We start from the raw sequence: 16480 nt of genomic DNA on the forward strand, positions 1-16480 counted from the left end.
AAAGCTATTTAAAGGAATATTAGAAGTTCAGATATGTGTATTAGTTGACTTTTACAAAAATATTATATAAATAAAATTGTGACAATAATAAAATAATAAAATAAAATTTAAGGCATTTGAACATATAAATAACTTATGTAAATTACTAAATTGTTTTTTAATTGAATTATATTAAGATTATTTAGTAAATTCTAAAAAATAAGTAAACTAAGATGAATACTAGCAACTGCAAAGTTTTAACAAGTTGGAACTTACAATATAGTTTCTATGAAGAAAAATAAATCAACAAATCATAATAAAAAATTTTCAGAAAAAATGCTTTGGAAGCACTCTAGTAAGTAAAAAGTCTATAAGAGTAGAATTGGAATTCAGTAAAATTAATAGTGAATTTAGCAAAATAAATACAAAATACTACAAGAATTAACGTAAATAGAAGTTATGACAAAAGGAAAACGATTTTTTAAGTATCATAATTTTGAAAATTAAAAAAATTAAAAATCATATTGACTGCTTTTTTTTCAGATTATATAATAAACACAAAATATTTAAAATTTAAATTGAACTTAAAAGATTATATAAAACAAAAAGGAGAGTGATGTATACATTAATATTGTCTATAAAGCAATATAAATTGTAAATAATGCGAATAATTGAAAAAGTAGCACAATTAAGATGATTTAAAAGTTTTAATTTTGTCAAGAAAAATTAAATAAAAATAAAAAAAGCATATATGTTTAAAGTATACATGTTAATTTTATTTAATTAAGAAAGTTGTACTAAATATTGCGAAGATTTTATAAATTATGAAACATAATTGACAAGTTTAAGTCAAAAATGTATAATTAAATAAAATCTCGTCAAAAGGTTTTCATTTAAGAAGAGATTGGACTTATTTTTTGGTAAAATGTAATAAAAAGTAGTAAAATTCAAATGGGGGTGCTTTAAATGGGTGAGAAACAAATCAAGTTTAAAGATGTAATTGTAATTGGATTTGCACTATTTGCAATGTTTTTTGGTGCTGGGAACTTAATATTCCCTCCATATCTAGGAGTTTTATCCGGAGGTAGCTGGCTAGTAGCTTTCATAGGATTCCTTTTCGCAGATGGTGGTTTGGCATTATTAGCAGTTATAGCAGCAACTAAGTTCAATGGAGACACATCAAAAATGTTTTCAAGAGCTGGTAAAGGATTAAGTGTTGTATTAGGATGTGCAATGGTAATCTGTATAGGGCCACTTTTGGCAATACCTAGAACAGCAGCAACAACTTATGAAATGGGTATATTACCTACAATAGGTTCAGGAATAAGCCCAGTAATATTCTCTATAGTATTCTTTGCTATAGTATTGGTTTTAACAATAAGACCATCAAAAGTTGTAGATATAGTTGGATCAATTTTAACTCCAGCTTTACTTATAGCTTTAGCAGTATTAATAGTTAAAGGTATTGTATCTCCACTAGGAGACATAAGAGATACTTCTTTAATACAAAATGTATTTGCAGAAGGTATAACTCAAGGATATCAAACAATGGATGCATTGGCAGCTAGTGTATTTGCATCAATTATAATCATGTCAGTAATAGCTAAAGGTTATACAGGTGAAAAAGAAAAGATGAAAGCTACAGTAAGTGCAGGTGTTATAGCGGTAATAGGTATGGCACTAGTTTATGGTGGACTATGTTACCTTGGAGCAACTGTATCTAAGATATATGGACAAGATGTTCAACAAACAGCTTTAATAGTTTCAATAACAGCAGCATTACTTGGAAATACAGGTAAGATTCTATTGGCTATTATAGTTACATTAGCATGTTTAACAACAGCTATAGGTCTTTCTTCAGCAGCAGGTCAATATTTCTCAACACTTACAGATGGAAAATTAAAATATGAGCATATAGTTATAGTAGTTTGTGTATTTAGTGCAATCATATCAAACTTTGGAGTAAGTACAATAATAAAATTCTCTTCTCCTATATTAAGTATGGTATATCCAGCAACTATAACTCTAGTTATACTAGCATTATTTAGTAATCAAATTAAAAATGACAATGTATTTAAATGCGCTGCATATATGGCATTGTTAGTAAGTGTATTAACAGTTGCAACAAGCTTTGGTATAAATATACCTTTAGTTAATAGCTTACCACTAGCTTCATTAGGATTTAACTGGGTAGTTCCAGTTGTAATAGCAGGGATAATAGGAAACTTTATTCCATCTCAAAGCAGCAAAGCTGTACAATAATAAAGAATAATTAATACATATAGGAATTGCCTTAAAGTGATTAAAATCATTTAGGAGGCAATTCCTTTTTGATATGTAAAACTTTATATGTAAATGGATATTAAATTAAGTAGATTAAAGATAGATTATTGTTAGGTTGAATTTTGTTATATATATTTACAAATAATATTTATGGGATGTAGCATATTTATATGGAAAATATAAAGAATTTATTAATAATTTCAATGGAAAATAATGGAATAATAAGGATAAAATTTATAAAAAAATAAAGTATATAAGAGTATAATTACACTTTTATATACTTTTTTATGTTATTTTTAAGTTTTTAATAGAAGATATTTAGAATATAAAAAGTTCATTTACTTAATTGAGAAAACTATAAAGCGTGTTATATTGAATATAAAATAGTATAATATATATTGTGTAAGATAATTAATATGAAAACATGCAAATATAGAAAAAAGTTTGTTTAGAATTACAACTAATAGGTGTATTAATGTAATACTAATTTATTGGAGGTCTAAAAATGAAGTACATAATAAAAAGAGATGGGACAAAAGAACTTTTTAGTAAAAGTAAGATTGAAGATGCTGTCTATAAGGCTAGTATAAATAGTGAAGGTGGAGTAGATAGAGATTTAGCATATGATATATCAAGAAAAATCGCTAATGATTATAATTCTATGGAAAAATGTTTATCTGTAGAAGAAATCCAAGATATAGTTGAAGTATTACTTATGGAATCAAATAGAAAAGATATAGCAAAACACTACATATTATATAGAGAAAGACGTTCAGAAATAAGACATAAGGCTTGGGAGTTTGATGAATTACAAAAATCAATATGGAAAAATAAGTATAGACACGATGGAGAAAGTTTTGATGAATGGATAAAGAGAATTTCAAATAATAGTCCAAGAATATCAAAGTTAATAAGACAAAAGAGATTTTTATTTGCAGGTAGAATTTTAGCAAATAGAGGTTTACATAAAGAAGGTAAAAAAGTAACTTATTCTAATTGTTATGTAATAGAGCCACCAAAAGACAGTATAGAAGATATTTTTGACACTGCAAAAAAACTTGCTAGAACTTTTAGTTATGGTGGAGGGGTTGGAATTGATATTTCAAAATTAAGACCCAAAGGTGCAAAAGTAAATAATGCTGCAAAATATACAACTGGAGCAGTGTCTTTTATGGAACTTTATAGCATGACGACAGGTTTGATTGGTCAAAGAGGTAGAAGAGGAGCTCTTATGATTTCTATGGATGTAAATCATCCAGAAATAGAGGAATTTATAGATATAAAAACTGATTTGGAGAAGGTTACTAAAGCAAATATTTCTGTAAGAGTAACAGATGAGTTTATGCAAGCTGTAAAGGAAAAAAAGCTGTATAATTGTACTTTTGAAGTTGAAACTACTGGAGAAAAAATAGTCAAAATAGTAAATGCATATGATTTGTTTAATAAGTTTGTTAAAAATAACTGGGATTATGCAGAACCAGGAATATTATTTTGGGACAAAATAAAAACATATAACCTTATGAGTGAAGATAAGTATTTTTGTTTTTCAGGTGTAAATCCTTGTGCAGAAGAGCCACTTCCAAGTGGAGGAAGCTGTTTGCTTGGCTCAATAAACTTATCAGAGTTTGTAATACAACCATTTGGGGAACATGCTACCTTTGATATTAATAAGTTAAAATCTTGTGTTAGAGAAGCTGTGGTAGCTTTAAATGATGTATTAGATGAGGGATTAAATTTACATCCATTACAAGAACAAAGGGATAGTGTCTATAAATATAGACAAATAGGATTAGGTGTAATGGGTATTGCTGACATGCTTATAAAGATGGGAATAAGATATGGTTCTGATAAATCTTTAGAATTGTGTGATTTAATTGGTAAAACTATGCTTAACGAAGCTGTAAAACAATCAGCTTTGATTGCTAAAGAATATGGCACATTTAGTGAGTATAAATATGAAAATATTTCTAAATCTAGATTTTTTATAGAAAACCTAAATGATGATATTAAAGAGATGGTTGAAAAGTATGGGCTTAGAAACTCACAACTTTTAACTATACCTCCTACAGGTTCTATATCTACAATGATAGGTATTAGTGGAGGAATAGAACCTATATTTAATCTTTCATATATAAGAAAAACTGAAAGTTTGCATGATGAAGATGTGTATTATAAAGTATATACTCCAATAGTTAAAGAATATATGGATAAAAAAGGCATTACAGATGAAGAATGTTTACCAAATTTTTTTGTTACTGCTATGAATATAGGATATGAAGAAAGAATAAATATGCAAAAAGTATGGCAAAAGTATATTGATGCTTCTATATCATCTACAATAAATATACCTTTTGAAACTACAATTGAAGATGTTTTCAACATATATGTTAAGGCATGGGAAGCTGGTCTTAAGGGAGTGACAATATTTAGAGATGGATGCAAAAGGAGTGGAATCTTAATAAATGAAAAAAAAGAAGATAATAAAAAAGAAAATAACAAAAAAGAATCTCATAAAAATAATAAAGAAGAAAAAGATAATAAAGAAGAAAAAGCCAAAGAATTAAAAAGTAAAAATTTTGAAGAAGATGAAAAGTTTGTATGCCCTGAGTGTGGTAGTGAAGGAATAGCACATACAGGTGGATGTAGTATATGTTTAAAATGTGGATATAGTGGATGCAATTAAATTCTAAGTTAGTGAGTTTTTAATATATTTAAGAGAAGAATATTTTTACAGGTGAAAGATGAGGGGATAGCATGCAGAACAAGAGTGTGAGGGAGATTAAAGAAATAATTGAGGCTTTAGAAGTTGAAAAGTATATGGAATATATAGAAATATTAAGAGTGGACGAAAGAAAATCTGTTCAAAGTTTGGCTATAAAACTTGCTAAGAAACTAGATAATATTAGAAAAGAAGCAGAAAGATTAGAAACTATAAATACGTTTGAAAATGAAGGATATAGTAAAGGATATTTATATATTGGAGGAATTGATGAAGCTGGAAGAGGACCACTTGCAGGTCCTGTTGTAGCTTCTGTTGTAGTGTTTAAGAAAAATACAAAAATAGAAGGCGTAAATGATTCTAAGAAACTAAGTGAAGCAAAAAGAGATGAGCTTTTTGAAGTAATAAAAAAAGAAGCATTAGATTATGGAATAGGGATAGTAAATAACGAAGAAATAGATGAATTTAACATATTAAATGCCACGTATATGGCAATGAAAAAAGCAATAAATTGTTTAAAACAAACACCAGATTACTTACTTGTTGATGCAGCGACAATACCAGGAATTGATATAGTTCAAAATCCAATTATAAAAGGAGATTCAAAATCTATATCAATAGCAGCAGCAAGTATATTAGCGAAAGTTACTAGGGATAGTATAATGTATCAATATGATAGAGTATATCCAGAATATGGATTTAAATCTCATAAGGGATATGGAACAAAAGAACACTATGAAGCTATTGAAAAACATGGGATAACTCCTATACATAGAAAAAGCTTCTTGAAAAATATACTATAAACATAATATGATATAATATATATTATATAAATTACTATAATTAATGGGGGATTAGAGATGGATTATAATGAACTATTAAAAAATGCTAGAGAAAATTTAAATGGAAGTTGTAAAGTTTGTAAAGTTTGTAATGGAGTTGTCTGTGCAGGTGAAGTACCTGGTATGGGAGGTAAAGGAAGTGGTTCTTCTTTTATAGAAAATAGCAAGAGTTTAGAAAAAGTAAAAGTAAATATGAGAGTAATACATGATGTTTCAAATCCTGATACATCTATAGAAATGTTCGGAAAAAAAATGAGTGCTCCTATATTTGCAGCTCCAGTAACAGGAACTACTTTAAATATGGGTGGAAAAATAAATGAAAGAGATTACATAGAACCAGTAGTTGCAGGATGTGTCAATAGTGGTATCTATGCAATGGTTGGAGATACAGCAGTAGATGCATTTTTAATGGAAAATTTAGATGTAGTTAAAAAGTATAATGGTGCTGGAATTGTATTTATTAAACCTTGGGACAATGAAAATATTATAAAAAAAATAAGATTGGCTGAAGAAGCTGGAGCATTTGCAGTTGGAGTTGATATAGATGCTTGTGGTTTAGTAACTTTATCACTACATGGAAAACCAGTACTTCCTAAAAATGTTGACCAAATAAAAGAATTAGTTAAATCTACTAAATTACCATTTATATTAAAGGGAATAATGACTGTAGAAGATGCGTTAATGGCAGTTGAAGCAGGTGTAGATGCAATTGTTGTATCAAATCATGGAGGAAGAGTACTTGACTGTACTCCAGGAGCATGTGAAGTTTTACCAAAGATTGCTGAGGCTGTTAAAGGTAAAGTTACAATACTTGCAGATGGTGGAGTTAGAACAGGGTTGGACGTATTAAAAATGATAGGTCTAGGGGCAGATGCAGTATTAATAGGAAGACCTTTTGTAACAGCTTCATTTGGTGGAGCAACTGATGGTGTAGAAACTTATGTAAATAAACTTCAATCAGAATTAAGTGGTTCTATGATATTAACTGGATGTCAAACTATAAAAGATATTGATGGAAAAGTTATATACAAATAAATTTTTATACAAAAAAGAGGAAAAATCATTTTAATGTAGAATAATTATACAAAGGGGGAATTTATATGAGTAAAAAAGCTTATGAAGAAGCCTTAGTAGAATTAGAAAAATTTATTGATGAGAGAAAGCAAATAGTTAAAAGTGCGGAGGAATGTATCGATAAGTACATAGTTGACAGAACGCTACCTTTTGATTACAAAGATAAATGTGTGGAATGGCAACAAGAGTTACTTGACATTGCAGAAGCACAGATTTTAGAAGCAAATGAATTGAATGTATTATTGGAAGAAAAAAAGGAACTTGAGGAAGATTAGATTTTGTTGACCAAGTGTAAATCATATTACTGACTTACACTTGGTTTTTTGTTGTATAAAATATATTCTAGTTAAGATGGCTTTATAAACACTAGATTATGAACACTAGATTATGAAATCTAAAGTAAAATATGGTAGTAAATATGATTAATCTAAAAAATAAAACCAGTCTTTAAGACTGGTTTAATTATTATTTTTCGGATTTAGAATATGTTTTTTCATTTCTTCTAATACGATTGTATAGGATTTACATTGAGCAGCAGCTAATTCCGACAAAGCAAATCTCTGAGCTTTATTTAAAAAGTCTTTATCTGTACTACATAATTGTTTTGAACAATCTTGTATCATAAGCATCTTAATTAGTTTTACAATCTCAAAGATATCTCCTGAATGAAATTTATCATGGTATAATTTAAGCCGCTTCTTTCTATCAAAAATCCATATAGCATCTGTTTTGTTAATAGATTGGATAAAATTATCAATTTCATTTTCGTTCATAATTGGACGGACACCAATCTTGTCAGCATTCAGAACAGGAATAGAAATTTTAAGAGTACTATTGAAAATGACAGTTAATTCGTAGTATTTCTGCATATGTTTATTTATTTCCTTGGTTACAATATCACTTACATAACAGGCTCCCTCTTTTGGATACATCACACTTTCACCGATATTATACATATGTTAGTTATACCTCCAAACTGAATTTTAGATATTGCAATTTGGGTACAATGCTTTAATTATCTAATAATTAATATTATATCATAAAACTATTGACAAGTCAAAAATATTAATATATAATACTAAGTTTAGCATCAAAAGTGGTTAAAACCAACTATAAAGCCAACTATAAAAATATAATATAAAATAATTTAACATCTTGAAATATTATGTTAGTATTGTATAAAATTATATACTAACTATATTTAGTAATCATTAGTTTTTTGCAAAATCTCTTAATTTAAAACTTCCAGCTGTTACAAATATTATTCCAATAAGTATTAGAACGATTACATTTATTAAAATGCTATCATTGCTTTTAATAGCGTTTATAGTCCAGTAAAAAGGTGTAAGCTTTGATAGATTAGCCATAAATGATAATTCACTCATTGATGGTATCAGACTAGATATAGATATAGCTAAACCTATTAAAGAATAAAATGTAGTTACAAGGCTTATAGAGTTTTCATTTTTGAATACTCTAGCTATACAAAATACAAATCCAGTGGAAACAAAACTATTTGCTAGTACAATCATTAATACATTTAGAGTTAATTTAAAATCTCCAACAAATGTAAGGCATCCAAGTATTAAAGTATATACAATTGCTTGAATAAAAAATAAACCTAAGAGTATGCTAAAAATTATTTTTATATCTTTATGTTTTGTAGAAATAAGCCTTCTTAAAACATTTGATTTTTTTAATGAAAATAAGTCAGAAGCAAGATGCGCTGCGTTAATATACATAAAATAACATATTAAGAAAACTGGTAAAAATAAATTTGTGTTTTTATCAGGTTTGCTATCAACTATAGTTGTTTTAGTTAATTTTTCATCCAGATTTCTATCTATTTTTGATTTTAAAGAATTATTGATAAAAGATTCTATTTCTGATTCTGCCCAAAGACTACCACCACCATTTTCAGTTTTAAAACATTTAACAGCAGGTCTTTTTAAGTTATCTATATCAGTTGAAAAATTTTTGTCTAAAACAAATACTGCAGAAACTTTATTATTTTTTAGTAAGTTCATAGCTTTATCTTCTTCATTTAACCTAAATGTGTTTTCCTTTAACTTTGAATTATTTATCAATTTATGTTCATATTTTCCTGAAGAGTTAGATACAACTGCTACTGGAGAAAAGTACATAGATTGATTGTCTGATTTACTAGAAAAAAGGTTAAGAGAAACAACTAATATAATAGGAATCATAACCATACTAGCTAAAAGAGAAGGATTTTTTATGTATCTTTTTATATTTGCAAGAATTAATCTAATCATTATTAAATCTCCCTCCATTTATATTTTTCTTTTACAATAGAGAATATAATCAATATTGTAGAGGCAACTAAGCATGTTACAATTAAATTACTTATTGAACTTAAAGTATTGAAGCTTTCATAGTCACTATATAGAGCTCCTATCAAATAAGTTGGAGATAAACTAGTAAACTTAGTAAAAGTTTCACTTATCATGTTAAAAATACCTCCAAAAATTGTCTGTAAGAAAAGTAACATATAAACTATGAATGTACCATATTTTTTACTAAAAAAACTAGTTACAAAAGTAGATATCGAAGTCATAAAATATGATGATAAAGCACATAGTAAGGTCAATATGGCAAGATTACCTTTAAATGTTATTCCTAGTATTCTAAAAAATAAAACATATAATAATAGAAATATAAATGAGTAAATCCATAAACCTACAAAGTCGTAAATTAAATACTGCACTCTAGTTATAGGCATAGAATAAAGTCTTTTTGAAAGCCCTTTTGATTCACTTATATAATTTGACAAAATATTATTCATTATGAAAATTATTACAAGGAATCCCAATGAAACTAAAGCAAAGTATTCATATGAGTTTTGTTCGATATCGCTTTTTATTATAGAAGTAGCAATGGAACTTTTATTAAACAACTTAGAAAAATCTTCTGAACTTAGTTTTTGAGAATTATTTAAATATAATTTTTCATGATAAGTATCTAATATGTTTTGAAGTAGTATTGCTAAGTCATCATTAGTTCCAAGTTTTTCTATATTTAAAGTATTTGATTTTTCATTTAGAATATTGTTTTCGTATCCCTTAGGTATTGTAAGTTTTAAATCTGCATCAGAATCATCTTTGTTTATTTTTAGTACAGAAGATAAATCATCTTTTAAAAAGTTTGTCAAATTACTTGATAACTTGGAACTATCTTTGTCATATACAACGATTGATATAGGTTCTGTTTTTATAGGATTTTGAAACATATCTCCTGTTACCATTCCAAGGAACCAAGCTAAAAGTAAAGGAAGAGCCAAGAAATATAGCAAACTAATCATGAAGGAACTTTTCAGACCTTTTAACATAGTTTTTACACTTATATATAATTTCATAAAATCACCCCCATTAGTCTCTTAAATTTTTACCTGTTAGATTTAAGAATACATCTTCTAAACTAGGTTCTTCATAAGATATACGTACTACCTTTGAATTGTTTTTATCAACAGCAGAAAGTGCATCTGTTAGCAGAAAGTTTTTATCTACATCTAATGCTATTACTGAAGTATTTTCTAAAACAGATATAACTCCTTTAGTATTTTTTAAATCAAATATAAGTTGAGCATTTATATTTTTTATTTCCATAATTAATTTTGTACTTGTAGATACTATTGATTTTAGATAATTATTATCCCCAAAAGCAACTTCTTTACCTTCATCCATAATAAAGATTTTAGAACAAAGATGTTCAACTTCTTCCATATAATGAGATGTATATATAATAGTAGTTTTTTGTTTTTCAGATATATCTTTTATAAAATTAAAAATGTGATTTCTTGATTGAGGGTCAACACCTACAGTTGGTTCATCTAATATTAATATTTTAGGGTGGTTTAAAAGTGCTATCCCAATATTTAATCTTCTTTGCATACCACCAGATAATTTTTTTACTTTTTTCTTTTTAACTTCAGCTAGACCTGTAACTTCCAAGGCCTCATTGATTCTATCTTGAAGTAACTTGCCCTTCAATCCATAGAAAGCTCCAAAGTATTCTAAGTTATCAAAAGGAGTTAGTGTTTCCATAATTGCTAATTCCTGTGGAACTAATCCTATTATAGATTTTGCACTCATAGGATCTGCTGACAAATCTATACCATTTATTTGAATATTACCACTATTTGGTAAAGTAAGATTGGTAATTATACTTATAAGTGTAGATTTACCAGCACCATTTGGACCAATAAGTCCAAATATTTCCCCTTCTTTAACAGAAAAGCTAATGTTATCAAGTGCTAACTTATCATTAAATCTTTTTGTTATATTATTTACTTTAACTATATCCATAAAAATCCCTCCCAAAATATTTTTGTGTAATTTAAAAATCTATAATATTATAATAAAGAATTAATAGGTGTATTTCTATTACTATAAGTCACTAAAAAAAGTGACTTAAGTCACTTTATAGTTTTATATTTATTATAAGTTAAGTTTTTTAAAATTTTGTTTATAGTTTAGCTTTTTTATTGACATATTATATTACAATTTTATTTTTGAAAGCAAATATAGCCAATTGAGTCCTATCTCTAAGTTCCAATTTACCTAAAATATTAGTTATATTATTTTTTATGGTACCCTCAGATAAAAATAATTCTTGACTTATTTCTTTATTACTAAGCCCATCTGCAATTAACTTAATTATGGATATTTCTTTTTCAGTTAAATTATATATATTAGAAATATGTTCGTGTTCGACAGTTTTTTCAACTGACATAATTTTTTCAATTACATTTTTGTCAAGTACAACATTGCCAAAAAATGAAGAGCGTATTCCCTCATGTAACACTTCATCAGAGCTGTCTTTTAAAAGGTAACCTGAAGCTCCAAATTTCATTGCATCCTTTATATATTCATCATCATTAAATGTAGTTAAAATTAATAGTGCTATTGACTCATCATATTCTTTTATAAGTCTTGTACCTAAAACACCATCACAAATATTCATTCTAATATCCATAAGAACAACATCTACCTCATTTGACTTACAAAATTCTAAAGCCTCATATCCATTAGAGGCATCTCCAATTATCTCCAAATCATCATAAGATGACAATATAATCTTAAGACCCTTCCTAATTAGTTTTTCATCATCAACTATAAGAACTTTGATTTTACTCAAAAAAATCACCCCCTAAAAATTTGGGAAAAGAAGCTCTAATTGTAAATCCATCATTGTGATTATCAAATTCAACTTTTCCATTTAGTTCATATATTCTTTCGCTAATACTGTTAATTCCATTTCCTTTTTTTATATTTTCACATCCTATACCATTATCACTAATCGTAACTATAAGATTTGAAGGATTAAATGTTATAAAAATTTTGATTTTACTTGCTTTTCCATGTCTTGATGCATTGGAAAGCGATTCTTGAATAAGTCTATATAAAGCTATAGACTGAGCTCTAGATAGGTTCCAAGTGTTTTTTGATATAGTTAGTCTTACATTAATATTTGTAAGCTTAATAAAGCTTTTAATTAGTTCTTTAATTTTAAATAAATTTTGATAATTTTCATATTCAATAGGTTTTAACTCAGATATAGCCCTTCTAACATCTTGAAAACTTTCATTTACGAATTCTCTGAGTTCATGTACTAAATCAGATACTTCTGGCTTATCAGTTAAGAGCTTTTCTATAGCACTTAGCTGTATTATTGTTGTAGAAAGAGAATGTCCAACACTATCATGTATTTCTCTAGATATTCGGTTTCTCTCTTTTAAAATGGCTAGTTCTTCTATAGAACTTGCATAAATTTCTAAATCAGAATTAGATTTTTTTAATTTATCTTTAGAAATTCTAAGTTTATCATAAAGGTTTTGATTGTATAATTTAGATATATTTTCACTTTCTATATATATAGAAAGTATAGATATAATCAATAATATTGAACTTGATTCCAACGCTAGATACAAGTTTTTGTCTAAACTAATAATAAAAGAAGATACTATAATGAAAAATAATAATATGTATTTGTATTTTTTATTTATAAAAAATGATATGTCCAAAATTAAAGGAACAAAGTAAACTGAATTAAAAGTCTTTGTACAATTATATAATATGAAAATTAAAGCAAATTCTAAAAAATAAGAAATAAGTACAAGTCTACTATTATTTGATAAAGAAAAAAATCTGACTTGATTATTTATTATAATTAGAAATAATATTATTATGGTTATAACTGGATACAATATATTTTCAGTAGTGTTTAAAGAACTTACAAGTACTATAAATAGGGACAAATATCGTATAAAAGTAACTAATTTTTTTCTATTCATTAAAAGGACTCCTCCATAAAAATAAACTTTCCTTATGAAAACTAGGATAATATCATAAAAGAATAAAGTCAATAGAAGTATCTATTAATATTAATAGAAATAAAATCAATCTAAAAGATTTGAATAGTTAAATCGTATACTGACCATAATCAAAAAGTAAAAATTTAATGTATTGGAGTAAAAAATGAATAACAAAGAAAAAGGTGATTTTGGAGAAGAAGTAGCAATTAATTATTTATTGTCAAAAGGCGCAAAACTATTAGAAAAAAACTACAGATTAAAGATTGGAGAGGTCGATATAATAGTAAGGATAGATGATGAGATTGTATTTGTAGAAGTAAAATCAAGGTCTAGTTTAAGGTATGGTTATCCTTGTGAATCTGTAAATTTCAAGAAGAGAAAAAAGATAGTTGAGATTGCTAAATACTATATCACAAAAAATAATTTACATAATATTCCCATAAGATTTGATATTGTAGAAGTTTATTTATCAGAAAAAAGAGTAAATCACATAATGAATGCTTTTTAAGAAAGATAAAGGTTTGGAAAGGATTATTATATGTTAAGTATTATTAACTCAAGTAATTTAATAGGAATTGAAAGTTTTCTAGTAAAGGTTGAGGTGGATACAAGTAATGGTATACCTAGCTTTAATATTGTCGGTCTTCCAAGTAAGGAAATTAAAGAGGCGAGAGAGAGAGTTAAATCAGCTATTATCAATAGTGGATATAAATTTCCAAATACAAGAATTGTTGTAAATTTATCACCAGCAGATATAAAAAAAGAAGGTGCTTTTTTAGATTTATCAATAAGTATAGGTCTTTTAAGAGGGTTAATAGAAAAAGATGAAAATTATATAAGAGAAAGTATGTTTATAGGAGAATTATCACTAGATGGAAAAATAAGAAAAGTAAGAGGGATATTACCAATAATTATAGGTGCAAAAACCCAAAATATAAAGCGTATTTTTATACCAGTTGACAATATAAGAGAAAGTTTATTTATAGAAGAAATTGATATAATACCTATTAAAAGTTTAAAAGAATGTATAGGGTTTTTAAATGGAGAAATAAAAGTCGATAAAGAAAAAATAATGTCTTTTTTAAATGAAGAAATAGAAACAAACGGGGATTATACATATTGTAAATATCCTGAGTTTTATGATACAAAAGAAAGCAAATATGATGAAGATTTTAAGGATGTTAGAGGAAATTATTTTATAAAGAGAAGCGCAGAGATAGCCGCTGCTGGAAATCATAATATACTTATGATTGGGCCTCCAGGTTCAGGTAAAACAATGATTGCAAAACGAGTAATAACAATTTTGCCAGATATAAGTATAGAAGAGATGATAGAAGTAAGTAAGGTTTATAGTGTATTGGGTATGATAGATGAAAATAAAGGCATAATCGATAAGAGACCTTTTAGAGCGCCTCATCATACAACTACAAAGCAGTCTTTAATTGGTGGAGGAACAGATGCAAGACCTGGAGAAGTAGCACTAGCACATAGGGGGATTTTGTTTTTAGATGAAATTGCTGAATTTGATAGGAAAATACTTGAGACTTTGAGACAACCTATAGAAGATGGGTATGTAAATATATCTAGAGTAAAGTACAGTACAAAATATCCCTGTAGAGTATTACTAATTGCAGCTATGAATCCATGTCCATGTGGTTATTATATGTCAAATACAGAGTGTAGATGTAGGAGTAATGAAATTAATAAATACATAAATAAAATATCAGGACCATTATTAGATAGGTTTGATATTTTTGTAGAAGTAAATACTGTAAAATATGATGATTTAAATTCATCAAAACAAGAAGAAAGTTCTCAAAAAATAAAGACGAGAGTAGAAAATGCTAGAAAAATACAAATAAATAGATTTAAAGAAGATAATATAAAAAATAATAGTGAAATTAAGGCTTCTAATTTATTAAAATATTGTAAATTAGAAAAAGAAGCTTCAAAAATGGCTAAAGTAATATTTAATAAATATAACTTAAGTAGTAGAAGTTATACAAAACTTTTAAAGATGGCAAGAACAATAGCTGATTTAGAAGGAATAGAGTTGATAAATTCACAGTGTATTATAGAAGCTTTTTCATTTAGAAGAGCTTATTATAGCTATTTTAAATAAGTTTTTGAGGTGTATTTTATGGAGAAAAAAGATATCTATTTATGGTTAAAATCAATTAGTGGAATAACAACAAAAACAATTGAAATAATAGAAAATAATATAGTAAATATTGAAGATATATTTGATTTTTCTGAAAAAGAAATATATAATTTAAAAAATATAAGCTTGAATATTAGAAAAAATATAGTAAAATATAGAGGTCACGCTTATTTAGAAAATATAAAAGAACTACTTTACAAAAAAACAATTAAATATATTTGCCAATATGACGAAGAATATCCTGAAAATTTGAAGAATATATATAATGCTCCAAAGTTATTATTTTACAAAGGTGACATAAGTTTAGTTAATAATAATTTCAATATAGCTATAGTAGGTTCAAGAAAGCCTACAGCTTATGGAATTAATTGTGCAAAAACAATGAGTTGTCAATTGTCTCAATATGGAGTTAATATAGTAAGTGGATTAGCCATAGGAATAGATGCATATTCACATATAGGTTGTATGAATGGAAAATCTAAGACTATAGCGGTTCTTGGTTCAGGAGTAGACAACCCTCTTCCAAAACAAAATTTACATTTATCAAATAAAATATTAGAAAATGGGGGACTATTATTATCAGAGTATAATATTAACTCAACAGTAGCTCCATATCATTTTTCTAATAGAAATAGAATTATTAGTGGATTAAGTGATGGAGTAGTGGTTGTAGAAGCAGCAATACGAAGTGGTGCATTAATAACAGTAGAGTTTGCTCTTGAACATGGAAAAAATGTTTTTGCAGTACCTGGTAATATAAATTCTCAAATGAGTAGAGGATGTCATAAAATTATAAAAGAAGGTGCGAAATTAATTGAAAATATAGATGATATTTTGAATGAGTATAACATATTTAATATTATCAATAAAAAAATAAATCAAAAATATGATAATATAAGTTTAAATGCCAAGTCTAAGCAAATAATTGAAGCTATAAAAAGAGAAGGAAGCTTGCATATAGATAGTATTTGTGATTATACTGGTATAGAAATAAAGTATGTAAATTCAATAATCAATGAATTAGTACTAAATGAGTTAGTAATAGAGATGAATAATAAAACGTACAGTTTAAATGTATAAATTAAGAT

General features: G+C 26.7%; 14 protein-coding genes. 8 read left to right on the plus strand and 6 right to left on the minus strand.

What is annotated here, in order from left to right; translation table 11 throughout:
* Positions 1-945 precede the first annotated feature (945 nt).
* The 5 genes from brnQ to IC219_RS11995 all read left to right on the plus strand — a co-directional run bounded on the left by brnQ (position 946) and on the right by IC219_RS11995 (position 7172).
* The gene (gene brnQ, locus IC219_RS11975) at positions 946-2241 is read left to right on the plus strand and encodes a branched-chain amino acid transport system II carrier protein (RefSeq protein WP_227831224.1); all 1296 of its coding nucleotides are present in this window, start codon (positions 946-948) and stop codon (positions 2239-2241) included.
* A gap of 526 nt (positions 2242-2767) precedes the next feature.
* The gene (locus IC219_RS11980) at positions 2768-4945 is read left to right on the plus strand and encodes an adenosylcobalamin-dependent ribonucleoside-diphosphate reductase (RefSeq protein WP_227831223.1); all 2178 of its coding nucleotides are present in this window, start codon (positions 2768-2770) and stop codon (positions 4943-4945) included.
* A 71-nt stretch (positions 4946-5016) separates the two neighbouring features.
* Positions 5017-5784, plus strand: a complete 768-nt coding sequence (locus tag IC219_RS11985; protein ID WP_227434172.1) for a ribonuclease HII — start codon at positions 5017-5019, stop codon at positions 5782-5784.
* A 57-nt stretch (positions 5785-5841) separates the two neighbouring features.
* Positions 5842-6858, plus strand: coding sequence for an alpha-hydroxy-acid oxidizing protein (locus tag IC219_RS11990; RefSeq protein ID WP_227823647.1), 1017 nt, complete (start codon positions 5842-5844; stop codon positions 6856-6858).
* A gap of 65 nt (positions 6859-6923) precedes the next feature.
* Positions 6924-7172, plus strand: a complete 249-nt coding sequence (locus IC219_RS11995; RefSeq protein ID WP_227434174.1) for a hypothetical protein — start codon at positions 6924-6926, stop codon at positions 7170-7172.
* Positions 7173-7355: 183 nt separating this feature from the next.
* Here IC219_RS11995 and IC219_RS12000 read toward each other — a convergent pair whose 3' ends face one another.
* The 6 genes from IC219_RS12000 to IC219_RS12025 all read right to left on the minus strand — a co-directional run bounded on the left by IC219_RS12000 (position 7356) and on the right by IC219_RS12025 (position 13210).
* Positions 7356-7853, minus strand: coding sequence for a CarD family transcriptional regulator (locus IC219_RS12000; protein ID WP_227434175.1), 498 nt, complete (start codon positions 7851-7853; stop codon positions 7356-7358).
* Between the two features lie 255 nt (positions 7854-8108).
* Positions 8109-9173, minus strand: a complete 1065-nt coding sequence (locus IC219_RS12005) for an ABC transporter permease (protein WP_227831222.1) — start codon at positions 9171-9173, stop codon at positions 8109-8111.
* Positions 9174-9175: 2 nt separating this feature from the next.
* Positions 9176-10273, minus strand: a complete 1098-nt coding sequence (locus tag IC219_RS12010) for an ABC transporter permease (protein ID WP_227482233.1) — start codon at positions 10271-10273, stop codon at positions 9176-9178.
* A gap of 13 nt (positions 10274-10286) precedes the next feature.
* Entirely contained in the window at positions 10287-11222 is a 936-nt protein-coding gene (locus tag IC219_RS12015; protein ID WP_227434178.1) for an ABC transporter ATP-binding protein, read from the minus strand.
* Positions 11223-11409: 187 nt separating this feature from the next.
* The gene (locus IC219_RS12020; RefSeq protein WP_227434179.1) at positions 11410-12054 is read right to left on the minus strand and encodes a response regulator transcription factor; all 645 of its coding nucleotides are present in this window, start codon (positions 12052-12054) and stop codon (positions 11410-11412) included.
* A complete protein-coding gene (locus IC219_RS12025; protein ID WP_227823649.1) occupies positions 12047-13210 on the minus strand; it encodes a sensor histidine kinase in 1164 nt (387 codons plus the stop codon). Before IC219_RS12025 ends, IC219_RS12020 begins: the two co-directional genes overlap by 8 nt.
* A gap of 184 nt (positions 13211-13394) precedes the next feature.
* On the opposite strand from IC219_RS12025, the gene IC219_RS12030 reads away from it, so the two are divergent.
* From IC219_RS12030 to dprA, 3 genes are read left to right on the plus strand one after another with little or no spacing between them, the layout of a single operon-like run.
* Entirely contained in the window at positions 13395-13739 is a 345-nt protein-coding gene (locus IC219_RS12030) for a YraN family protein (RefSeq protein ID WP_227434181.1), read from the plus strand.
* A 30-nt stretch (positions 13740-13769) separates the two neighbouring features.
* On the plus strand, positions 13770-15353 hold the full coding sequence (locus IC219_RS12035) for a YifB family Mg chelatase-like AAA ATPase (RefSeq protein WP_227831221.1): 1584 nt from the start codon (positions 13770-13772) through the stop codon (positions 15351-15353).
* 18 nt (positions 15354-15371) lie between these two features.
* Positions 15372-16472 (plus strand): DNA-processing protein DprA, encoded by a 1101-nt coding sequence (dprA, locus tag IC219_RS12040; protein WP_227434183.1) that lies wholly within the window; start codon positions 15372-15374, stop codon positions 16470-16472.
* The last annotated feature ends 8 nt before the right edge of the window (positions 16473-16480 follow it).

Origin of the sequence: Clostridioides sp. ES-W-0018-02, assembly GCF_020658175.1 — a bacterium.
Lineage (GTDB): Bacteria > Bacillota > Clostridia > Peptostreptococcales > Peptostreptococcaceae > Clostridioides.